The sequence below is a fragment of the Streptomyces sp. NPDC006339 genome, assembly GCF_040612775.1.
Taxonomy (GTDB): Bacteria; Actinomycetota; Actinomycetes; order Streptomycetales; family Streptomycetaceae; genus Streptomyces.
In genome coordinates this window covers 79,676-100,054 of the sequence record NZ_JBEXQW010000002.1, presented here as the reverse complement: position 1 = coordinate 100,054, position 20,379 = coordinate 79,676, and the positions used below count along the sequence as shown (strand labels likewise).

The 20,379-nt window shown below is 72.9% G+C and carries 20 protein-coding genes; 14 read left to right on the top strand and 6 right to left on the bottom strand.

Features of this window, described 5'->3' with window-relative positions; genetic code table 11:
- The first annotated feature begins 15 nt into the window (after window positions 1–15).
- From ABZ135_RS01930 to ABZ135_RS01900, 7 genes are all read left to right on the top strand, one after another.
- The gene (locus ABZ135_RS01930) at window positions 16–1,218 is read left to right on the top strand and encodes a sensor domain-containing protein (RefSeq protein WP_356690806.1); all 1,203 of its coding nucleotides are present in this window, start codon (window positions 16–18) and stop codon (window positions 1,216–1,218) included.
- A 148-nt stretch (window positions 1,219–1,366) separates the two neighbouring features.
- Window positions 1,367–2,653 carry a sensor domain-containing protein gene (locus tag ABZ135_RS01925; RefSeq protein ID WP_356690804.1) on the top strand — a complete coding sequence of 429 codons (1,287 nt, stop codon included), beginning with the start codon at window positions 1,367–1,369 and terminating at the stop codon, window positions 2,651–2,653.
- A 126-nt stretch (window positions 2,654–2,779) separates the two neighbouring features.
- The gene (locus ABZ135_RS01920) at window positions 2,780–3,439 is read left to right on the top strand and encodes a response regulator transcription factor (RefSeq protein ID WP_356691086.1); all 660 of its coding nucleotides are present in this window, start codon (window positions 2,780–2,782) and stop codon (window positions 3,437–3,439) included.
- Between the two features lie 348 nt (window positions 3,440–3,787).
- Entirely contained in the window at window positions 3,788–5,725 is a 1,938-nt protein-coding gene (locus tag ABZ135_RS01915) for a 2-oxoacid:acceptor oxidoreductase subunit alpha (RefSeq protein WP_356690802.1), read from the top strand.
- Window positions 5,718–6,770 carry a 2-oxoacid:ferredoxin oxidoreductase subunit beta gene (locus ABZ135_RS01910; RefSeq protein WP_356690800.1) on the top strand — a complete coding sequence of 351 codons (1,053 nt, stop codon included), beginning with the start codon at window positions 5,718–5,720 and terminating at the stop codon, window positions 6,768–6,770. Before ABZ135_RS01915 ends, ABZ135_RS01910 begins: the two co-directional genes overlap by 8 nt.
- 320 nt (window positions 6,771–7,090) lie before the next feature.
- A complete protein-coding gene (rarD, locus tag ABZ135_RS01905) occupies window positions 7,091–8,137 on the top strand; it encodes an EamA family transporter RarD (RefSeq protein ID WP_356690798.1) in 1,047 nt (348 codons plus the stop codon).
- Window positions 8,138–8,233: 96 nt separating this feature from the next.
- Entirely contained in the window at window positions 8,234–9,049 is an 816-nt protein-coding gene (locus ABZ135_RS01900) for a hypothetical protein (RefSeq protein ID WP_356690796.1), read from the top strand.
- A gap of 141 nt (window positions 9,050–9,190) precedes the next feature.
- Here the strand turns inward: ABZ135_RS01900 and ABZ135_RS01895 are convergent, their stop codons facing one another.
- The 3 genes from ABZ135_RS01895 to ABZ135_RS01885 all read right to left on the bottom strand — a co-directional run bounded on the left by ABZ135_RS01895 (window position 9,191) and on the right by ABZ135_RS01885 (window position 11,508).
- Entirely contained in the window at window positions 9,191–9,523 is a 333-nt protein-coding gene (locus ABZ135_RS01895; protein ID WP_356690794.1) for a DUF6401 family natural product biosynthesis protein, read from the bottom strand.
- Between the two features lie 112 nt (window positions 9,524–9,635).
- Window positions 9,636–10,778 carry a serine hydrolase domain-containing protein gene (locus ABZ135_RS01890; RefSeq protein WP_356690792.1) on the bottom strand — a complete coding sequence of 381 codons (1,143 nt, stop codon included), beginning with the start codon at window positions 10,776–10,778 and terminating at the stop codon, window positions 9,636–9,638.
- 64 nt (window positions 10,779–10,842) lie between these two features.
- Window positions 10,843–11,508, bottom strand: coding sequence for a DUF4097 family beta strand repeat-containing protein (locus ABZ135_RS01885; protein WP_356690790.1), 666 nt, complete (start codon window positions 11,506–11,508; stop codon window positions 10,843–10,845).
- On the opposite strand from ABZ135_RS01885, the gene ABZ135_RS01880 reads away from it, so the two are divergent.
- Together ABZ135_RS01880 and ABZ135_RS01875 are read left to right on the top strand one after the other, a co-directional pair.
- Window positions 11,507–11,689, top strand: a complete 183-nt coding sequence (locus ABZ135_RS01880; protein WP_356690788.1) for a hypothetical protein — start codon at window positions 11,507–11,509, stop codon at window positions 11,687–11,689. The genes ABZ135_RS01885 and ABZ135_RS01880 overlap by 2 nt on opposite strands.
- A 62-nt stretch (window positions 11,690–11,751) precedes the next feature.
- The gene (locus ABZ135_RS01875; RefSeq protein WP_356690786.1) at window positions 11,752–12,480 is read left to right on the top strand and encodes a helix-turn-helix domain-containing protein; all 729 of its coding nucleotides are present in this window, start codon (window positions 11,752–11,754) and stop codon (window positions 12,478–12,480) included.
- Between the two features lie 7 nt (window positions 12,481–12,487).
- Here the strand turns inward: ABZ135_RS01875 and ABZ135_RS01870 are convergent, their stop codons facing one another.
- Window positions 12,488–13,090 (bottom strand): CGNR zinc finger domain-containing protein, encoded by a 603-nt coding sequence (locus ABZ135_RS01870; RefSeq protein WP_356691084.1) that lies wholly within the window; start codon window positions 13,088–13,090, stop codon window positions 12,488–12,490.
- A gap of 36 nt (window positions 13,091–13,126) precedes the next feature.
- Here ABZ135_RS01870 and ABZ135_RS01865 point away from each other — a divergent pair, with 36 nt between their 5' ends.
- Window positions 13,127–13,579, top strand: coding sequence for a VOC family protein (locus ABZ135_RS01865; protein WP_356690784.1), 453 nt, complete (start codon window positions 13,127–13,129; stop codon window positions 13,577–13,579).
- Between the two features lie 197 nt (window positions 13,580–13,776).
- Window positions 13,777–14,745, top strand: coding sequence for a HEAT repeat domain-containing protein (locus tag ABZ135_RS01860; protein ID WP_356690782.1), 969 nt, complete (start codon window positions 13,777–13,779; stop codon window positions 14,743–14,745).
- Between the two features lie 41 nt (window positions 14,746–14,786).
- Here ABZ135_RS01860 and ABZ135_RS01855 read toward each other — a convergent pair whose 3' ends face one another.
- Together ABZ135_RS01855 and ABZ135_RS01850 are read right to left on the bottom strand one after the other, a co-directional pair.
- Window positions 14,787–15,308, bottom strand: coding sequence for a DUF1203 domain-containing protein (locus ABZ135_RS01855; protein WP_356690780.1), 522 nt, complete (start codon window positions 15,306–15,308; stop codon window positions 14,787–14,789).
- Between the two features lie 81 nt (window positions 15,309–15,389).
- Window positions 15,390–16,502, bottom strand: coding sequence for a hypothetical protein (locus tag ABZ135_RS01850; protein WP_356690778.1), 1,113 nt, complete (start codon window positions 16,500–16,502; stop codon window positions 15,390–15,392).
- Window positions 16,503–16,858: 356 nt separating this feature from the next.
- Between ABZ135_RS01850 and ABZ135_RS01845 the strand changes: the two genes are divergently transcribed.
- The 3 genes from ABZ135_RS01845 (at window position 16,859) to ABZ135_RS01835 (ending at window position 20,375) form a co-directional block, all read left to right on the top strand.
- Window positions 16,859–17,533, top strand: a complete 675-nt coding sequence (locus ABZ135_RS01845; protein WP_356690776.1) for a DUF4097 family beta strand repeat-containing protein — start codon at window positions 16,859–16,861, stop codon at window positions 17,531–17,533.
- A 74-nt stretch (window positions 17,534–17,607) separates the two neighbouring features.
- Window positions 17,608–18,837, top strand: a complete 1,230-nt coding sequence (locus ABZ135_RS01840) for a serine hydrolase domain-containing protein (protein ID WP_356690774.1) — start codon at window positions 17,608–17,610, stop codon at window positions 18,835–18,837.
- A 212-nt stretch (window positions 18,838–19,049) separates the two neighbouring features.
- On the top strand, window positions 19,050–20,375 hold the full coding sequence (locus ABZ135_RS01835) for a M28 family metallopeptidase (protein WP_356690772.1): 1,326 nt from the start codon (window positions 19,050–19,052) through the stop codon (window positions 20,373–20,375).
- The last annotated feature ends 4 nt before the right edge of the window (window positions 20,376–20,379 follow it).

The following is a 20,379-nucleotide window of genomic DNA, read 5'->3' as shown; positions in this document are numbered from 1 at the left end:
GGCAGTCTTGCGGTCATGAGCGACCACCCCACCGACACTCCGCCGCCGCCCGCGCGGCTCGCCTGCGGCCGGCACACCTGGAAGGAGGTCGCGCACCTCCTCGCCGACCTCCCGTGCGCGCTCGCCGGTTTCCTGTACGCCGTCGTGACCGTGGCGCTCGGTGCGGGCCTGGCCGTCACGGTGATCGGCCTGCCGCTGCTCGCGCTCGGGCTCTCCGGGGCGCGCGGCATGGCACGGTCGGAGCGCGCACGGGCGCGCGGACTGCTCGGCGTCCATGTGGACGCGCCGAGCCGGCTGCCGCGCGGTGACGGCCTCTTCGCCTGGGTGTGGTCGCGGCTGAAGGACCCGGTGGGGTGGCGCAGCCAGCTGTACGGGTTCATCCGTCTGCCGTGGGGCGTGGTGGCCTTCACGGTGACGCTGGTGTCGCTGTTCGTGCTGTGGCCGGTGCTGCCCTTCGTGGCGCGTGGGCTCGCCAACGTCGACCGGGCCATGGTGCGCGGGCTGCTGTCGCCCTCGGACGAGCTGGAGCGGCGGATCGCGGAGCTGGAGTCGGACCGGGGCGTGGTCGTGGACACCGCCGCCGCCGACCTGCGCCGCATCGAGCGCGACCTGCACGACGGCGCCCAGGCGCGGCTGGTCGCGCTCGCGATGGGGCTCGGGCTGGCGAAGGAGAAGCTGCTCGACGATCCCGAGGCGGCCGCGGCGATGGTCGACGAGGCGCACGGCGAGGTGAAGCTCGCCCTCCAGGAGCTGCGCGACCTGGCCCGCGGCATCCACCCGGCCGTTCTCACCGACCGCGGCCTCGACGCCGCCCTCTCGTCGGTCGCCGCCCGCTGCACCGTCCCGGTGAAGGTCTCGGTCGACCTGGCCGAGCGGCCCGCGGAGGCGATCGAGGGCATCGCGTACTTCACCGTCTCCGAGCTGCTCCAGAACGTCTCCAAGCACGCCCGCGCCCGTGCCGCCTCCGTGGAGGTGTGGCGGGCGGAGGACCGGCTGATGCTCCAGGTCCGCGACGACGGCGTGGGCGGCGCACGCCTCGACGGCGGCGGCGCCGGCGCGGGTGGCGGCGGCGGTACGGGGATGGCGGGGCTCGCGGAGCGGCTGGGCGCGGTCGACGGCGTCTTCGTCGTCGACTCCCCCGAGGGCGGCCCGACGGTCGTCCGGGCGGAACTTCCCTGGCGCGACCGCACCCCGCCGCCCGCCGGGGCGCGCCGGTAGGGCCCCCGCCGGGGCACGCCGGTAGGGAAAACCCCCCGCCGCGGACGCCCACCTCCCTCATGGTGCCGGGGCCCTCCCGGCCGGGAGGGTGGGGAGTGACCGATCCCGGATGAACCCGGATGAAGAAGATGAAGAAACGGACTCCCCGATGGCCTCGCTCCGTCCCCCCGCCGCCGTACGCGCGCCCTTCGAAGGGCGCGTCTGGCGAGAGTTCGGCTATGTCCTGACCGGGCTGCCGCTGAGCGTTCTGTCCTTCTGTCTCGCCGTCGCCCTCGTGTCGGCCGGTGCCGGGCTGCTGGTGACCTTCCTCGGCGTTCCGGTCCTGGCCGCCGCGCTCACCGTGTGCCGGGGGTTCGGGGCGGTCGAGCGGGCGCGGGCGCGGGGACTGCTCGGGCTCGACGTGCGGGCGCCGGAGCCGGCCCGGGGGCGGGTCGGCGGGCCGCTGGCGTGGATGGGCGCCACGCTGAGGAGCGGGGCCTCCTGGCGGCACCTGCTCTACGCGATCCTGCACTTCCCCTGGGCGGTCTTCACCTTCTCCGTGACGGTGGCGCTGTGGGCGTGGGGCTGGAGCCTGTTCACGTATCCGCTGTGGCAGTGGGTGCTCCCCCTGTACGCCGGTCAGGCCGGGCTCCAGGTGTACGGGGACGAGACGCACGCCCTCTACCTCGACTCGCCCTTCGAGCTGGCCGTCACCTCGCTCGTGGGCCTGGTCTTCGTGCTCCTGTGGCCGTGGGCCACGCGGGGTCTGGTGGCGGTCGACCGGCTGATGGTGGCGGGGCTGCTCGGCCCGTCCCGGCTGGCCACCCGGGTCACGGAGCTGGAGTCGGACCGGGGCGTGGTCGTGGACACCGCCGCCGCCGACCTGCGCCGCATCGAGCGCGACCTGCACGACGGGGCCCAGGCCCGGCTGGTCGCCCTCGCCATGGACCTGGGGCTGGCGAAGGAGAAGCTGGCGCAGGATCCGGCGGCGGCCGCGGTGATGGTCGACGAGGCGCACGGCGAGGTGAAGCTCGCCCTCCAGGAGCTGCGCGACCTGGCCCGCGGCATCCACCCGGCCGTCCTCACCGACCGCGGCCTCGACGCCGCCCTCTCGGCCGTCGCCGCCCGCTGCACCGTCCCCGTGTCGGTGGAGGTGGACCTGCCCGGCAGGCCGGCCGCCGCGATCGAGGGCATCGCCTACTTCACCGTCTCCGAGCTCCTCCAGAACGTCTCCAAGCACGCCCGGGCCCGGCGGGCCTGGGTGGACGTGTGGCGGACCGACGGCCGGCTGATGCTCCAGGTGCGGGACGACGGCGTGGGCGGCGCCGACCCGGCGGCCGGCCACGGCCTCGCCGGGCTGGCGGACCGGCTCGACGCGGTCGACGGCGTCCTGGCGGTCGACTCCCCCGCGGGCGGCCCGACGACGGTGACGGCCGAGCTGCCCTGGCGGACCTGAGCCCCCGGCTCCCGGCTCTCCTTGAACCACTTTGCGGCCCACCGCGTCCCTTCTGCTGCGATGCTGGGGATCCTCAGCACGATCAGAAAGGCAGGGGCCGTGACGGACTTGGGGCCGGACAGGGGCGTGCGCGTGGTCATCGCCGAGGACTCGGTGCTGCTGCGCGAGGGGCTGACCCGGCTGCTCACCGACCTGGGGCACGAGGTGGTCGCCGGGGTCGGGGACGGTGAGGCGCTGGTGAAGACCGTGTCCGAGCTCGCGGACGAGGGCGCGCTGCCGGACGTGGTCGTCGCCGATGTGCGGATGCCGCCGACGCACACGGACGAGGGGGTCCGGGCGGCGGTGCGACTGCGGAAGGAGCATCCGGGGCTCGGGGTGCTGGTGCTTTCGCAGTACGTGGAGGAGCAGTACGCCACGGAGCTGCTCGCCGGGTCCAGCACGGGCGTGGGCTATCTCCTGAAGGACCGGGTCGCCGAGGTGCGCGAGTTCGTGGACGCGGTGGTGCGGGTGGCCCGGGGCGGTACGGCGCTGGATCCGGAGGTGGTGGCGCAGTTGCTGGGCCGGAGCCGGAAGCAGGACGTGCTGGCGGCGCTGACCCCGCGGGAGCGGGAGGTCCTGGGCCTGATGGCGGAGGGGCGTACGAATTCGGCCATCGCCAAGCAGCTCGTGGTGAGCGACGGGGCGGTGGAGAAGCACATCGGCAACATCTTCCTGAAGCTGGGGCTGTCGCCGAGTGACGGGGATCACCGCCGGGTACTCGCGGTGTTGACCTATCTGAACTCCTGAAGAACTGACACCCTGTCAGATGTAAGGCGCAAGATATCGGCCACGGAGTTCCGGACGCGGACTCCGGACACGAGGGCGAGGCTCGGCGCGCGAACCCGTTCCGTGACCAAGAATGAGCGGAGCGCGAGCTTCCGGTGGACTCCGGGGCTCACGGAGAGCGACAATTGACGACAAAAGGGCGTGTCGGGCGTCTCAAAACGAGGTCCACGATGCGAGAAGTCCCGGGAGGGACCACCTGACGGACGTAGGGTGGGCCACGGGACGGCCGGTCACCGGTCGTCTCCCGAGCCTTCTCCGCGGGTGACGTCTCGACGGAGAGAACCCTTTCCGCGAGGGAGGTCCAGTTCAGTGACCAGCCAGGTCAGCAGCGAGGCCGGTGAGGCCCTGGTCGGGGAGCAGCGCACGGCCCCGGCGAAGGGCGACGGCGGCCCCGCGAAGGAAGTCCGCCGGCTCGACCGCGTGATCATCCGCTTCGCGGGCGACTCCGGTGACGGCATGCAGCTCACGGGAGACCGCTTCACCTCGGAGACGGCGTCCTTCGGGAACGACCTCTCCACGCTGCCGAACTTCCCGGCCGAGATCCGGGCGCCCGCGGGCACCCTGCCGGGCGTGTCCTCCTTCCAGCTCCACTTCGCCGACCACGACATCCTGACCCCGGGCGACGCGCCGAACGTCCTGGTCGCGATGAACCCGGCCGCGCTGAAGGCCAACATCGGCGACGTGCCGCGCGGCGGCGAGATCATCGTCAACACCGACGAGTTCACCAAGCGCGCCATGGCCAAGGTCGGCTACGAGACCTCCCCCCTGGAGGACGGCTCGCTGGACGGCTACCAGGTCCACCCGGTGCCGCTGACCACCCTGACGGTCGAGGCCCTGAAGGACTTCGGGCTCTCCCGCAAGGAGGCCGAGCGCTCCAAGAACATGTTCGCGCTCGGGCTGCTCTCCTGGATGTACCACCGGCCCACCGAGGGCACCGAGACCTTCCTGCGCCAGAAGTTCGCGAAGAAGCCCGAGATCGCCGAGGCGAACGTGGCCGCCTTCCGGGCCGGCTGGAACTTCGGCGAGACGACCGAGGACTTCGCCGTCTCCTACGAGGTGGCCCCGGCGACCCGGGCCTTCCCCACCGGCACGTACCGCAACATCTCCGGGAACCTGGCCCTCTCCTACGGTCTGATCGCCGCCGCACGCCAGGCGGACCTGCCGCTCTACCTCGGCTCGTACCCGATCACGCCGGCCTCGGACATCCTGCACGAGCTGAGCCGGCACAAGAACTTCGGCGTGCGCACCTTCCAGGCCGAGGACGAGATCGCCGGCATCGGCGCGGCGCTCGGCGCCGCCTTCGGCGGCTCGCTCGCCGTCACGACCACCAGCGGCCCCGGCGTGGCGCTCAAGTCCGAGACGATCGGCCTCGCCGTCTCGCTCGAACTGCCGCTGCTCATCGTCGACATCCAGCGCGGCGGCCCGTCCACCGGACTGCCCACCAAGACCGAGCAGGCCGACCTCCTCCAGGCCATGTACGGGCGCAACGGCGAGGCCCCGGTGCCCGTCGTCGCCCCGCGCACGCCCGCCGACTGCTTCGACGCGGCGCTCGACGCGGCCCGGATCGCGCTCACCTACCGCACGCCCGTCTTCCTGCTCTCCGACGGCTACCTCGCCAACGGCTCCGAGCCCTGGCGGATCCCGGAGGTCGACGAACTGCCGGATCTCACCACGACGTTCGCCACCGGACCGAACCACACCCTCGCCGACGGCACCGAGGTCTTCTGGCCGTACAAACGCGACCCGGAGACCCTCGCCCGGCCCTGGGCCCTGCCCGGCACCCCCGGTCTCGAACACCGCATCGGCGGCATCGAGAAGCAGGACGGCACCGGCAACATCAGCTACGACCCGGCCAACCACGACTTCATGGTCCGCACCCGGCAGGCCAAGATCGACGGCATCGAGGTGCCCGACGTCGAGGTCGACGACCCGGACGGCGCGACGACCCTGGTCCTCGGCTGGGGCTCCACCTACGGGCCGATCACCGCCGCCGTACGCCGGCTGCGGGCGACCGGCCGCCCCATCGCGCAGGCCCACCTGCGCCACCTCAACCCGTTCCCGAAGAACCTCGGCGACGTGCTGAAGCGCTACGAGAAGGTGATCGTGCCCGAGATGAACCTGGGCCAGCTCGCCACCCTCGTCCGGGCGAAGTACCTCGTGGACGCCCGCAGCCACAACCAGGTCAACGGCATGCCGTTCAAGGCCGAACAGCTCGCGGCCGCGCTCAAGGAGGCCATCGATGAGTGAGTCGCTTCTGCACCTGGTGCCCAAGGCCGAGGCCGCCCAGTCGATGAAGGACTTCAAGTCCGACCAGGAGGTCCGCTGGTGCCCCGGCTGCGGCGACTACGCCGTGCTCGCCGCCGTCCAGGGCTTCCTGCCCGAGCTGGGCCTGGCGAAGGAGAACATCGTCTTCGTCTCCGGCATCGGCTGCTCCTCCCGCTTCCCGTACTACCTGAACACCTACGGGATGCACTCCATCCACGGCCGCGCGCCCGCCATCGCCACCGGCCTCGCGACCTCCCGCCGCGACCTGTCGGTGTGGGTCGTCACCGGTGACGGCGACGCGCTGTCCATCGGCGGCAACCACCTCATCCACGCGCTGCGCCGCAACGTCAACCTGAAGATCCTGCTGTTCAACAACCGGATCTACGGGCTCACCAAGGGCCAGTACAGCCCCACGTCGGAACTCGGCAAGATCACCAAGTCGACCCCGATGGGCTCGCTCGACGCCCCCTTCAACCCGGTGTCCCTGGCGCTCGGCGCGGAGGCGTCCTTCGTGGCCAGGACCGTGGACTCCGACCGCAAGCACCTCACCGAGGTGCTGCGCCAGGCCGCCGAGCACAACGGCACGGCCCTGGTGGAGATCTACCAGAACTGCAACATCTTCAACGACGGCGCCTTCGAGGTCCTCAAGGACAAGGACCAGGCCAAGGAGGCGGTCATCCGCCTGGAGCACGGGCAGCCGATCCGCTTCGGCGCCGACCTCGACAAGGGCGTCGTCCGCGACCCGGCCACCGGCGACCTGAAGGTCGTCCCGGTGACGGCGGAGAACGAGGACCGCGTCCTCGTCCACGACGCCCACGCCGACTCCCCCACCACGGCCTTCGCCCTCTCCCGCCTCGCCGACCCCGACACGCTCCACCAGACCCCCATCGGCGTCTTCCGGTCGGTCGAGCGCCCGGTGTACGACACGCTGATGGCCGAACAACTGGAGAAGGCGGTGGAGCAGCAGGGCAAGGGAGACCTGGCCCAGCTTCTGGCGGGCAAGGACACCTGGACGGTGGTGGGCTGACCCCTACGGGGTCCCGGGCCCGGCCCGAGCCCGGCCCGCGCCCGGTCCACGCCTACGGACGGCCGCTCTCCTTCGGGAGGGCGGCCTTCGCGTATTCCCCGAGGAAGCGGGGCGCACCGTCCCGGATCCGCCAGCGCCCGGCCGCCGGTCCGCGCCCAGGCCGCCGCCGGACCGCACCCCGGCCCCCGCCCCAGCCCGCCGTCAGCCCGCCGTCAGCCCGCCGTCAGGACCGTATAGCGATACGGGCATGACATCCGGCCCGGTCCGGCGCTACCTTCGAACTGGACGCGCGGCGCAGGGCCGGCAGGGCAGGAGGTCCGGTGAAGACGGAGCACGAGGCACGAGCAGGGCTGATCTACGGGATAGCCGCGTACGGCATCTGGGGCCTCTTCCCCCTCTACTGGCCGCTCCTCGAACCGGCCGGGGCCGTCGAGATCCTCGCCCACCGCATGGTCTGGTCGCTCGCCGTGGTCGGCCTCGCGCTGCTCGGGCTGCGCCGCTGGGGCTGGGTGCGCGAGCTGCTCGGCGACCCGCGACGGCTCGGACTGATCACGCTCGCGGCGGGGCTGATCACGGTCAACTGGGGCGTCTACATCTGGGCCGTCAACGCCGGCCACGTCGTCGAGGCGTCGCTCGGCTACTTCATCAACCCGCTCGTCAGCATCGCCCTCGGCGTGCTCGTCCTGAAGGAGCGGCTCCGGCCCGCCCAGTGGGCGGCGGTCGGGATCGCGGTCGCCGCGGTGGTCGTGCTCGCGGTCGGCTACGGGCGGCTGCCGTGGATCTCGCTGGTGCTCGCCTGCACCTTCGGCACGTACGGCCTGGTGAAGAAGAAGGTCAACATCGGCGGCCTGGAGTCGCTGGCCGCCGAGACCGCCGTCCAGTTCCTGCCCGCGTTCGGCTACCTGGTCTGGCTCGGCGCCCAGGGCGAGTCCACCTTCACCACCGAGGGCGCCGGGCACACCGCGCTGCTCGTGGGGACCGGCCTGGTGACCGCGCTGCCGCTGGTCTGCTTCGGCGCCGCGGCGATCCGGGTCCCGCTGTCGACCATCGGACTGCTGCAGTACCTGGCCCCGGTCTTCCAGTTCCTGCTCGGTGTCCTCTACTTCCACGAGGCGATGCCGCCGGAGCGCTGGGCGGGCTTCTCGCTCGTGTGGCTGGCCCTGTCGATCCTCACCTGGGACGCCCTGCGGACCGCCCGCCGCAGCCGGTCCGCACTGGCCGCGGCGAAGGCGGAGGCGGCGACCACGGCGGAGGCGACTGCGGAGGTCGGGAAGGTGATCGGGGCGGCCGAGGCCGGAGCGCCGGTCGACGCCGCGGAGGCCGGGCCGGCCCCGCTTTCCACTCCGTCGGCCCATCCCGGACGCTGACCGCGCGCGACGCGACGGGGGCGGTGTTACGCAGGGAGTCCAGGGGCTCGCTCCCCGTGCGGGCCCGCCCCTCCTCCCGAGATGAGTGAACGCGCCATGACGCAGCCCCTCGCCCTCTCGGTCGACTTCGGCAAGGGCTTCACGGACGCCTGGTCCGCGGTCGCCGAGTTCGTACCGAAATTCATCGGCTTCCTCGCGATCCTGCTCATCGGCTGGTTCGTGGCGAAGCTCATCGCCCGCGTCGCCGACCGTCTGCTGCGGCGGGTCGGCTTCGAGCGGATGGCCGAACGCAGTGGTGCCGCGAAGGCCCTGAAGGGCTCGAAGTACGACGCCACCGGCATCATCGCCAAGATCCTCTACTACGCGATCCTGCTGATCGCGCTCCAACTGGCCTTCGGGGTCTTCGGCCCCAACCCGGTCAGCGTCATGATCAACGGCATCGTCGCGTGGCTGCCCCGGGCGATCGTCGCCGTCGTCATCGTCGTCGTGGCCATGGCCATCGCCCGTGCCGTCCGGGACATCGTCACGGGCGCGCTCGGTCAGATGTCGTACGGCAAGGTCGTCGCGACGGCGGCCTGGGCCTTCATCGTCGCCCTCGGTGTGATCGCCGCGCTCAGCCAGGCGGGCATCGCCACCGCGATCACCGGACCGGTCCTGACAGCCGTCCTCGCCACCCTCGCCGGTGTCGTGATCGTCGGCGTCGGCGGCGGACTGGTCATGCCGATGCGGTCCCGCTGGGAGCGCTGGCTCTCGGCCGCCGAGTCGGAGACCGGCCGCGCCAAGGACCAGATCTCGGCCTACCAGCGCGGCCGCCAGGACGCCAAGAGCGGGATGCCGGCACCGCAGGAGCGGATGGAGCGCCGCCCCGGCCAGCAGGCCCCGGGCCAGGAGCCCCCGATGGACCCGATGTGAGCGGTCCGGCCTGAGAACCGGCCCGGCTGAGGGGCCGGTCCGGCCTGAGGAACGGCCCGGCGAGCGACCGGCCCGGCCTGAGGGACCCGGGCCCGCGGCGGAGAGCCGCCGCGCGGCCCCATGCCGACCAGGCTGCGCGGCTCACGCCGCCAGCAGGTCGTACTCCCGGATCAGCCAGCAGACGGCGGTCAGCCGCAGGGTCGCGAAGTCGTGTCCGACGGGCTCGACCCAGTCCACCTCGGCGAGCCAGTCGGTGAAGCCGAGCACATAGTCGGCGAGTTCCTCGCGGCGTACGGTCCGGGGCCGGGGCATCCGGTCGTGCGGGCCGCGCTGGGCGGGGATGAGCGCGTCGCACACGGCCGCCGCGTGCTGGTCGACGGCGGCCACAAGCCCCGGCTCGAAGGCGAACTCCGAGAGCCGGGGCATGTACGTGGCGGTGACACCGACCAGGGGGCAGTCGGGCGAATCGTTCATCCCTCCACATTAGGCGCGGGGGGCGCCGTTCAGGCCGTGACCTTGGTCGCAGATCAGGAGCCCGCGAGGGCGGCCCCTCCCTCCTTCTCCTGGCCCGCCGGGGGCCCGGCCGTCACGGGCGTCCGAAGACCTCCTCGACGAGGGTGCGCGTCGCCGTCTGGAACGGCCCGGCCAGGGACATCCCGGCGTCGTCCACGTAGTTCAGCGTCGCGGTGAGGGTCGTGCCGCCGCCGGGCGTGCCGTACATCAGCGCGGCGTGACCGGCGATGCCGCCGTTGTGGGTGAGGACGGTCGCCCCGCCCTCCGTCTCCTGGACGAACAGGCCGAGTCCGTAACCCGCCTGGGGATGCGGCGTGCACATCTCGGCCAGCAGCGGGGCCGGCAGGAGCCGTCCGCCCAGGAGGGCGGAGAGGAAGGTATGGAGGTCACGGGTGGTCGAGATCATGTCGCCGCCGCCCGAGATCCAGGAGGGGTTCTGGCGGGTGACGTCGACCGTCTTCTCCCGGCCGTCCTCCTCGTACCGGTAGTACGCGCGGGCGTGCGGCTCCGGGATCTCCGGCGAGGTCTCCGGCACGACCGTGCCGGACAGGCCGAGCGGCCGGAGGACCAGCCGGTGCATCTCCTCGGCGAACGGGCGGCCGGTGATCTGCTCGACCAGCAGCCGGGCCAGGACGTAGTTGGTGTTGGAGTAGCTCCAGTCCGCGCCCGGCGCGAACCGCGGCGGCTCGGAGAGCGCGAGGCGGACAAGCTCCTCGGGCCGGTGGGTGGCGAACCGGTTCTCCACCCAGGCGCGGCCCTGCCAGGGGATGCCCGGGGTGATCGTCCCGTCCTCGTGGTACTCCCCCGTGAAGTTGAAGATCCCGCTGGTGTGCTGGAGCAGCATCCGCACGGTGATCCGCCGGTCCAGGCCGAACGCGGGCAGGTGGCCGGCCACCGGGTCGTCGAGGCTGCCGAGCGCGCCGTCGGCCACCAGCCGCAGCACCAGCGCGGCGATGAAGGTCTTGGTGTTGCTGCCGATGCGGTGCCGTCCGTCGATCGGTGGCGGGGCGCTCGCGCCGAGCGCGCCGACTCCGGCGCTGCCGGCCCACGCGCCGTGCCGGTCGTGCACGCGCAGCGTCACTCCGGTGAAACCGGAATCGACGATCTCCTGAAGAGCCTTCCGCAGCCCCGGACGGTCCTGCCGGTCCGCACGGTCCGGACGGTCCTGACGGTCTGAACGGTCCGGACGGTCGTGCTGGGCGACGGTGCGGGACATGAGGGGTGCTCCTTGACGTCGGTGGGTGACGCGGTCGCGTCCGGTGGAGTGGGCGGGGCCGTACTCAGAGGCTGCGGGCGGTGATGTCGCCGTACGAGGTGGTCGCACGGAGCTCCAGGCCGGCGGCGCCGTCGTTCTTCAGGGCGTTGCTGACGCGGCCGTGGTCGGTGCCGGCGTCCAGGGCGGCGGAGACGCCGGCGGCGGCGCCGACGGTGATGTCGCCCTGGGCGGTGCGCAGGGAGACGGCGCCGCGCACGGCCTCGGCGACGCGGATGTCGCCGCGCGCGGTGGTGATCTCGCCCGGGCCGCCCAGGCGGCCGATCACGACGTCGCCGTCGAGGGCGGTCAGACGGAGGCTCGCGGCCTCGTCGATCTTGATCCGGTGGTAGGCGCCGTCGAAGTCGACGTCACCGAGCCGTCCGACGCAGCGGAGCTCGGCGGCGGCCGCCCGGCCCTCGACGCTCGACCCGGCGGGCAGGAGGACGGTGACCTCGACGGCGCCGGAGTTGCCGACGAGGCGGTTCTTCGGCTCCGGGACGGCGATCCGCAGGACGCCGTCGGCGTAGCCGACCTCGGCCTGCTCGGCCGCCTTCACGTCGCGGCCCTTCGAGGCGTCGGCGGGAAGGATCTCGACCGTGGTGTCGACCCGGTCGGCGGCGATGAACCGGACGCGTCCCGCGGGGACGGCGACGACGGCGGCGATCGGGGCGAGGGTCTGGAAGGTCTGCATGACGCTGCTCTCCTGCGAGTCGAATGCGTGTCGTTTCGAACAATGGAAACGCTACGTTGCATTCAAGGGTGAGGCAACGACTTCGTTGCAGAGAAACGGCATCTCCGCAGCTCAACGCCAGGAAATCGTTGCAATGCTCATGGAGATAACGCAACAGCCTGGGCCGATCGAATTGCAATGAACTGAGGGTGAACGCTATGCTGCGGACGCACCGGAGGAACGACGAGGGCGAAGGAGACCGCGATGCCGGGAGGCAGACTCACCCAGGCCGAGCGCCAGCAGATCGCGCTGGGACTGGCCGACGGCCTCGCCTACGCGGAGATCGCCCGCCGTCTCGACCGCCCCACCTCGACCGTCACGCGCGAGGTGATGCGCAACGGAGGCCCGACCGCCTACCGCGCCGACCTCGCCCACCGCGCCACCGAACGCCGCGCCCAGCGGCGCAGGCAGGCCGCGCCCCGGGGGGCGGAGGCCCCGCCGCAGGTCCACGGGCGCGACCCCGAAGCGGTGCGCGAGTACGAGGAGTCGTTCACCACCGTCATGATGGCGTCCGGCATGCCGAAGATGATGGCCCGCGTGATGACCTGCCTCATCCTCACCGACTCGGGCAGCCTGACCGCGGCCGAACTCGTCCGGCGCCTCCAGGTCAGCCCGGCATCCGTCTCCAAGGCGGTCGCCTTCCTCGACGGCCAGGGAATGATCCGCCGGGAGCGCGACGAGCGCCGCCGCGAGCGCTACAGCGTCGACGACGACATCTGGTACCAGTCGATGATGGCCAGCGCCCGGGCCACCGCCCACATCGCGGAGACCGCCCGCCAGGGCGTCGCCGTCCTCTCCGCCGGCACCCCGGCCGCCGTCCGCATGGAGAACATCGCCCGCTTCCTCGACTTCGTCTCCGAGAGCTCCGCCCGCGCCGCCGAACAGGCCCGCGAGGTCCTCCACACGAAGCCCGCGGCACCCGCCGGGGACTGACGGCCTCTCAGGCGCCGGGCTCCGGCGGCCGTGTCGTACGGGCCCGGTGCGCCCGCACCTTGTGGCGGTTGCCGCACCGCTCCATGGAGCACCAGCGGCGGCGGCCGGGGCGTGAGGTGTCGGCGAAGAGCAGGGCGCAGTTCTCCGCGCCGCAGACGCGGATCCGGCCGGCGTACGGGCCGGTGAACAGCTCCACGGCGTCCCGGGCGACCGTCCCGAGCAGCCCGGTCCCGGTGGCGCCCGGCGCCCACGCGCGGGTGCCGTCCGGGGCGATCCGGGTCACCAACGGGGGCAGCGCGGCGGCCGCGTTGACGACGGCGAGGTCCTCGGGCGCGAGCGCCCCGCCCGCGGCCCGTGCGAGCCCGAGCCGCCACAGCGCGTCACGGGTCTCCCGTACGGCCGCGAGCTCGTCCGGCGTGACGGCCAGCTCGCGCGCCAGGCCGGCCGGGGCGAGCCGGCAGTCCCGCACCCAGTCGAGCAGGCCCTCGACCCGGTCGAGCACCTCGTACCGCGCGGCGACGGGCCCCGGCCCGCCGGTCAGCAGCAGCTCGAGGCACAGGGCGCCGGCGTCGAACGAGAAGACATGGCCGTCGAGATGACGCAGGGTCATGGGCTTACCGGTCACGTAACCAGTATAAAGAGTTACATGACTCCACTGCACTGGAAGCTCGTCATCGACGCCGCCGACCCGCACGCCCAGGCCGCCTTCTGGGCCGCCGCCCTCGGCTACCGGCAGGAGGACCACAGCGCCTTCATCGGCCGCCTCCTCGACGCGGGCGCCGCCCCGCCCGAGGCGACCCTCACCGTCGACGGCCGGCTCGCCTGGCGCGACCTGGCCGCCGTCCGGCACCCGGACGAGCCGCACGACCCGCACAGCGACGCCGGCCTCGGCCACCGCATCCTCTTCCAGCGCGTCCCCGAGCCGAAGACCGTCAAGAACCGCGTCCACCTCGACGTCCACGCGGCCCCCGGCACCCGGGACGCCGAGGTCGCCCGCCTGGAGGGGCTGGGCGCGAGGGTCCTGCGCGAGGTCGCGGAGCAGGGCGGGTCGTGGACGGTGATGGCGGACCCGGAGGGGAACGAGTTCTGCGTGCAATGAGCGCATGAGGCGTAGAGGCGCACGGGCCCGCGGGCGGGGGCCGGGGCGGGGGGAGCGGCCGTGGCCTCGGGCCGCATGGCCGCGCACGGGCCCGCGGGCGGGGGCGGGGGCGGCCGTGGCCTCGGGCCGCATGGCCGCGCACGGACCCGGGTGCGGGTGCGCGAGCGGGAGCGGGAGGGGCCGTAGCATCGGGCCGCATGGCCACCTTCGTGCACCTCACCCCCGCCGCCCACGCCGCCCGGATACGCCGTGGTGGCGTGCGGGCCGGCGGTGGCCGGGCCGGGCGCGGCGTGTACCTGTTCCCGGTGCTCCCCTCGTACACGCTCACCCACCAGTGGCTGCGTGAGCTCGCGCGGCGGCCCGGGCCGCGCGGCCTGGTCGCCGTGCACGTCCGGCTGCCGGACGACGAGCCCGTGACCGTCGGGCGCTACAGCGAGCGGGAACCGGCCCGGACGACGGCCGCCGAGGCGGTCCGGCGGATCGGGGCGCTCGAGGACCCGCGCGGCTGGGAGGTGTTCCTGCCGCGGGCGGTCGCGCGGGCCGAGGTGCGGCAGGTCAGGGCGGTCCGTCAGGTCAGCGGCTGGCGGTACTTCCCCGGCGCGCACGGGGTCGTGCCCTGCACCTGTGCGGGCTGCCGGGTGCGCGGCGAGTACGGCTCGCGCCGGCTGCGGGAGCGCAGGCCGCATCCCCTGGACGGCCCGCCGCCCGCGCCGCGTGTCCTGCTCGACCGACTGGAGCGTGCGGCGGCGCGCGACGACACGGCCGCCCTGCGCGAGACCCTGTCCTGGTACGCCTTGCGCCGTCGCGGCCCGCTCCCCCGCCTCGCCGCCCTGGCCGGCCACCCCGACCCCGCCGTCCGGGCCGCGCTCGCGGCGGCGGTGGCGCGGTGGTCGACGCCCGGAGTGGACGGCCTGCTACGGGAGTTGGCGGCCGCCTCCGAGCCCGACGTACGCCGCTCCGTGGCCGAACACCTCGCCTACCGCCCGACCCCCGAGGCGACCGCCCTCCTGACCGACCTGGCCGCCGACCCCGCCCCGGCCGTCCGCGAGGCCGTCGTCGAGGGCCTCGTCCACCGCGACACACCCGAAACCGCGGCCCTGCTCGACCGGTTGGCGTCCGACCCGGACCCGGACGTGCGCGAGGCGGTCACCCTGCTGCGCGACTAGGCCGTGTCTTTCGGATCTTGCCCGGCTCGCGTACGGCGCCCTCACCCGGGGCGGTGGACCTCGTAGTGGAAGCAGCCGTACTCCACGGCCCGTACGTGCACCAGGGCGACCGCCGGGTCGGCGAAGGCCGCGGCGAACGCCCGGTCGAAGCCCTCGGTCGGCGGGTCGGGGATCTCCAGGAGGCGGCCGCCGACGATGCGGCCCTGCGCGTCGTAGCGGCGGAGGGTGCGCAGGGCGCCCGGTCGGGCGAAGGGGTACGGGTGGGGGCCGGGGGTGGTCTCCGGGCCCTCGCACGCGTCGGCGTGGATGAAGACCGGGCCCTGCTCGTCGTACGCGCCGGGCTCGGCCCCCGTCTGTGCCGCCCAGCGCCGCAGCGGCGCGTACGAGACGAGCGCGATCCGCTCGCCCGCCTCGACGAGCCGCAGGCAGCAGCGCAGGGGGTTGCCGGCGCCGTCCTCCTCCGTCGCGGTGTACGGGACGCAGGGCCGCCCGGCGTCGTCGGTCCGGCGCAGCTCGGCGAGGGCGGCGGGCGGGATGGGGCGTGCGGTGTAGGTGGTGGTCATGGGGCCAGCCTCACGCGTGCGCGGGGCGCGCGCTGGCGCCATTCGGACACCGCGTTCCCGCGCCCTCCCCGCAGGCGCCCCTCACAGCCTGCGGACGACCTGCGCCTCCGCCCGCTCCACCGAGGCACGGCCGTGCACGTGGACGAGGGCCAGGTGGAAGAGGGAGGGAGCGACCGGGGCCCAGTGGTGCAGGCGCTCGGGGTCGAGGAGGAAGCGGGTGACGTCGGCGGTGCGGAAGGGCACGTACGCGATCTGCTGGTGCTCCCAGCGGTCCGCGACGCCCCGGCTCATCCGCTCGCGCAGGCCGTCGCCGGTCAGCTCCTTCAGCCGGGCGTAGAAGTGGGCGCACCACTGGCGCCGTTCGACGTCCAGCGCGAAGGCGAGCAACTCCAGGGTGTACTCGTGGGGTTCGAGCGACAGTTCCTCGCGCATGCCGCGCCGGGCGACGGCATGCAGGTCGGGGGCGTTGCGGCCGGCCGAGTCGATGTGCCGGGACAGGCCCTCGTTCACGGAGGAGTTCCAGACGCCGGAGCCGGTCCGCACCCGGTCGCTGCGGCGGGTGACGACCAGGAGGTGGTCGGCGGTGACGACGGCGACGTTGGCGCCGAAGCTGCACTGGAGGAAGGCGGGGGCGGCCAGCGGGTCGGCCGGGTCGAGGTAGCGGCTGCGGGGTGTGGAGCCGTCGGGGAAGCGGCGGTCGAGCTGCTGGGCGGCGAGGAAGGTGAAGTAGTCGGTGGGGCGCAGCCGCAGGTGCACCTCGGGCCGCTCGTCGAGGGCGGTGCGGGAGACCTCCACGGACTCGACGGCGTAGCGCGGCCCGTTCCACACGGGCGCCCGCTCGCCGGACGCGGCGGCGCGGCTCTCCTCCGCCTCGATCTCGGCGCGCCAGGGCGCCATGTCCTCGGGCAGCCGCACCTCGTCCTCCAGCACCTGGACGTGCACGGAGTCGGGGGCGATGGCCCGGTCGCCGTCGCCCTCGACGATCAGCGCGGTGGTGTGCAGCGGCCCGAGCGAGAAGGTCGACCAGGCGACCGGCCCGGCGCCCTGGTCACGCCGGTAGGTGATGCTGCGCACCACCCCGGCCGAACGGCGCCGGATGCGGAACCAGACGTCCTGGGTCCACTGCTGGAACAGGGTCGCGAACACCACTCCCAGGATCGCGCCGACGATGCCGTTGCCGAGGTCTATTTCCACGCGGAGCAGCGTAGATGAGGGGGCCGGCGATCACCGGCGCTGCTCGGACGGGGCGTCGGGCGGCGGCCGGGCGGGCGGCAGCCGGGCGGCAGCCGGGCTCCTGAGGACGGCCCCGAAGCGAGCGGCCCCGAAGCGAGAGCCTCGGTCACGGGCGCGCGGCCGGCAGAGCGTTCACCTCCAGTCCATTGCTACGCACCGGTACACGGGCGTTGCATTGCCGCGCAGGTCGTTGCAATGAAATAGCCGATCTGACCTGTGCTAACGCGGATTTGATCCATCCAGTACGTTGCCAGGCCCGCGAATGCAACGTAGCGTTTCCATCACGCGAAACGACAACGAGTGCTCAGGAGACAGTCATGCGGACGTTCGTCACCACCGCCCCCATCGCCGCCCACCTCGACATCCCCGCCGGCCGTATCCGCCTCGTCGCCGGCGACCGCACCGACACCACCTCCGTCAAGGTCCTTCCCGCGAACGCCGCCGAGCGCCGCGACATCGCCGCGGCCGAGCGGATCCAGGTCGGCTACGGCGACGGCGTGCTGCGGGTCGAGGCCCCGGAGGCCGGGAACCGGCTCTTCGGCGACTCGGGCTCCGTCGAGGTCGTCGTCCACCTGCCCGCCGGGTCGACCGTCGAGGGCAGGGCGGCCGCCGCCGACCTCCGGGGCACCGGCCGCCTCGGTGACGTCGTCTTCGAGGCCGCCCGGGCCACCGTCGAACTGGAGGAGACCGGCAGCGCCCGACTCGCCCTCCAGGAAGGCGACATCACCCTCGGCCGCCTCGGCGGACCGGCCCGGATCACCACCCGCAAGGGAGACCTGACCGTCGCCGAGGCCACGCGCGGCACCGTCGTCCTGCGCACCGAGCACGGCGACATCACGGTCGGCGCCGCCCGCGGGACCTCCGCCGCCCTCGACGCCGGCACCGCCTACGGCCGGATCCACAACGCCCTGCGGAACACCGACGGCACCGCCGCCGCCCTGACCGTCCAGGCCACCACGGCGTACGGCGACGTCACGGCCCGCACCATCTGACCGACCGTCACCCTCGCGCGCCCCACAGACCCGCCCCCCAACACACACACCGCTCATCACCCAGGGAGACCCTCATGAACAACCGCACCGACGGCTTCTCCGCGGCCGGACTGCGCAGGATCCGCGACGTGCTCACGCGGCACGTCGAGTCCGGGAAGATCCCGGGCGTCGTCGCCCTGATCGGCCGGGGGGACGCGACGCACGTCGAGGCGATCGGGACGATGCGCCACGACGGCGGACCGCCGATGCGGCGGGACACGATCTTCCGGATGGCCTCGACGTCCAAGCCGGTCGGCGTCGCGGCGGCGATGGTGCTGCTCGACGAGTGCCGGCTGCGCCTCGACGACCCGGTGGACCCGTGGCTGCCCGAACTCGCCGACCGGCGGGTCCTGAAGCGGATCGACGGACCGCTGGACGACACCGTGCCGGCGCGGCGGCCCATCACCGTACGGGACGCGCTGACCTCCACGTTCGGGCTCGGCATGGACCTGACCTCGCTCGGCACCCCGATCATGAACGCGGTCTTCGAGCAGGGCCTCACGCCCAACCTGCCCGAGCCGATGCCCGAGCCGGACGAGTGGATGCGCCGCCTCGGCACGCTGCCGCTGATGCACCAGCCCGGCGAGCGCTGGCAGTACCACATCGCCAGTGACCTGCTCGGCGTGCTCGTCGCCCGGGTCTCCGGGCAGTCGTACGAGTCCTTCCTGCGCGAGCGTCTCTTCGAGCCCCTGGGCATGAAGGACACCGGCTTCCACGTGCCGGAGGACAAGATCGACCGGTTGCCCCCGCTCTACGCGCCCGACCCGGCCACAGGCGAGTTCCACGTCTGGGACGAGGCGAAGGGCGGCCGCCACAGCGCGCCGCCGGCGTTCCAGGGCGGGGGCGGCGGGCTGGTCTCCACCGCCGACGACTACCACGCCTACTTCCGGATGCTCCTGAACGAGGGCGTGCACGGCACCGAGCGCATCCTGTCCCGGCCCGCCGTCCGGCTGATGACCACCAACCGCCTCTCCCCCGCCCAGCAGGCGGCCCGGCACGCCATGGCCGTCGACAACGTCCACATCTCCTTCGGGCAGGGACAGCACGGCGGTTGGGGCTTCGGGATGGCGGTGCGCACCCACCTCGGCGACTACGCGCCGCTCGGCCAGTTCGGCTGGGACGGCGGCAGCGGCACCTCGACCTACGCCGACCCCGAGAACGGTCTCACCGGCATCCTGCTCACCCAGGTCGGGACGTCCGTCCCGGATCCGGCGCGCCTCTTCCACGACTTCTGGACCACGGTCTACCAGGCGATCGACGACTGATCCCGACCGCGGCTTCGGTCAGGAACGTTCGCTGAGCGAACATTCCTGACCGAATTCTGCTCTTGACGTCGAGTCAAACTCTCATTGAACATTCGTCACACAAAGCGCAGCCATTCGGCCGCGTTCGCACAGCTCCAACGCCTCGCGCCACCCACGACGCGAGGCGCTCGCACGTTCCGTCCCATCCCCAGTTCGGAATCCGGAGCCCCCACATGAAACTCTCCGCGAGACTGTCCGCCCTGGCGGGCGCCTCGGCCCTCGTGCTCGGCGCCTTCGCCGGCGCCACACCGGCCACCGCCGCACCGGCCACCGCCACCGCCACGCCGGCCACGGCCACCGCCGCGCCCGACATCGCCCTGGCCAACGTCAAGCAGCACCTGACCGACTTCCAGTCGATCGCCACGAACAACGGCGGCAACCGCGCCCACGGCCGGCCCGGCTACAAGGCGTCCATCGACTTCGTGAAGGCCAAGCTGGACGCCGCCGGATACACCACCACGGTCCAGCAGTTCACGTACAACGGCACCACGGGCTACAACCTGATCGCCGACTGGCCGGGCGGCGACCCGAACCAGGTGATCATGGCCGGCGCGCACCTCGACTCCGTCAGCTCGGGCCCCGGCATCAACGACAACGGCTCCGGCTCCGCCGGGATCCTCGAGACGGCCCTCGCCGTCTCCCGCGCCGGGTACCAGCCCACCAAGCACCTGCGCTTCGGCTGGTGGGGCGCGGAGGAGCTCGGTCTCGTCGGCTCGAAGTACTACGTCAACAACCTGCCGACCACCGAGCGTTCGAAGCTCAAGGGCTATCTGAACTTCGACATGATCGGCTCGCCCAACCCGGGCTACTTCGTCTACGACGACGACCCGGTGATCGAGAAGACCTTCAAGGACTACTTCGCCGGTCTCGGCGTGCCGACCGAGATCGAGACCGAGGGCGACGGCCGCTCGGACCACGCCTCGTTCAAGAACGTGGGCATCCCGGTCGGCGGTCTGTTCACCGGCGCCAGCCGGACGAAGACCTCCGCGCAGGTGCAGAAGTGGGGCGGCACCACCACGGCCTTCGACCGCTGCTACCACTCCTCCTGCGACACCACCTCGAACATCAACGACACCGCCCTCGACCGCAACAGCGACGCCATCGCCCACGCGATCTGGAGCCTGTCGGCCGGTACGACGACCCCGCCGCCCGGCAAGGTCTTCGAGAACACCGCGGACGTCGCGATCCCGGACAACGGCGCCGCGGTCTCGTCCTCTGTCACCGTCTCCGGCATCGCCGGCAACGCCCCGAGCAGCCTCTCCGTCGGCGTGGACATCGTCCACCCCTACAAGGGTGACCTGATCGTCGACCTGATCGCCCCCGACGGCTCGGTCTACAACCTGCACAACCGCTCCGGCGGCAGCGCGGACAACATCGTCCAGACCTTCACCGTCAACGCCTCCAGCGAGGTCGCCAACGGCACCTGGCAGCTCCGCGCCCAGGACCGGGCCTCGGCCGACGTCGGCTACATCAACGGCTTCAAGCTGACCTTCCCGTAGGCCG

What these genes read in the sequence shown, in the direction of transcription:
- ABZ135_RS01925 (WP_356690804.1), top strand. Translation starts at nt 1,367, where the DNA reads ATGGCCTCGCTCCGTCCCCCCGCCGCCGTACGCGCGCCCTTCGAAGGG.
- ABZ135_RS01870 (WP_356691084.1), bottom strand. Translation starts at nt 13,090, where the DNA reads ATGACCCTGCGTCATCTCGACGGCCATGTCTTCTCGTTCGACGCCGGC.
- ABZ135_RS01910 (WP_356690800.1), top strand. Translation starts at nt 5,718, where the DNA reads ATGAGTGAGTCGCTTCTGCACCTGGTGCCCAAGGCCGAGGCCGCCCAG.
- ABZ135_RS01930 (WP_356690806.1), top strand. Translation starts at nt 16, where the DNA reads ATGAGCGACCACCCCACCGACACTCCGCCGCCGCCCGCGCGGCTCGCC.
- ABZ135_RS01880 (WP_356690788.1), top strand. Translation starts at nt 11,507, where the DNA reads ATGACGCTGCTCTCCTGCGAGTCGAATGCGTGTCGTTTCGAACAATGG.
- ABZ135_RS01900 (WP_356690796.1), top strand. Translation starts at nt 8,234, where the DNA reads ATGACGCAGCCCCTCGCCCTCTCGGTCGACTTCGGCAAGGGCTTCACG.
- ABZ135_RS01865 (WP_356690784.1), top strand. Translation starts at nt 13,127, where the DNA reads ATGACTCCACTGCACTGGAAGCTCGTCATCGACGCCGCCGACCCGCAC.
- ABZ135_RS01855 (WP_356690780.1), bottom strand. Translation starts at nt 15,308, where the DNA reads ATGACCACCACCTACACCGCACGCCCCATCCCGCCCGCCGCCCTCGCC.
- ABZ135_RS01885 (WP_356690790.1), bottom strand. Translation starts at nt 11,508, where the DNA reads ATGCAGACCTTCCAGACCCTCGCCCCGATCGCCGCCGTCGTCGCCGTC.
- ABZ135_RS01875 (WP_356690786.1), top strand. Translation starts at nt 11,752, where the DNA reads ATGCCGGGAGGCAGACTCACCCAGGCCGAGCGCCAGCAGATCGCGCTG.
- ABZ135_RS01860 (WP_356690782.1), top strand. Translation starts at nt 13,777, where the DNA reads ATGGCCACCTTCGTGCACCTCACCCCCGCCGCCCACGCCGCCCGGATA.
- ABZ135_RS01835 (WP_356690772.1), top strand. Translation starts at nt 19,050, where the DNA reads ATGAAACTCTCCGCGAGACTGTCCGCCCTGGCGGGCGCCTCGGCCCTC.
- ABZ135_RS01890 (WP_356690792.1), bottom strand. Translation starts at nt 10,778, where the DNA reads ATGTCCCGCACCGTCGCCCAGCACGACCGTCCGGACCGTTCAGACCGT.
- ABZ135_RS01895 (WP_356690794.1), bottom strand. Translation starts at nt 9,523, where the DNA reads ATGAACGATTCGCCCGACTGCCCCCTGGTCGGTGTCACCGCCACGTAC.
- ABZ135_RS01845 (WP_356690776.1), top strand. Translation starts at nt 16,859, where the DNA reads ATGCGGACGTTCGTCACCACCGCCCCCATCGCCGCCCACCTCGACATC.
- ABZ135_RS01840 (WP_356690774.1), top strand. Translation starts at nt 17,608, where the DNA reads ATGAACAACCGCACCGACGGCTTCTCCGCGGCCGGACTGCGCAGGATC.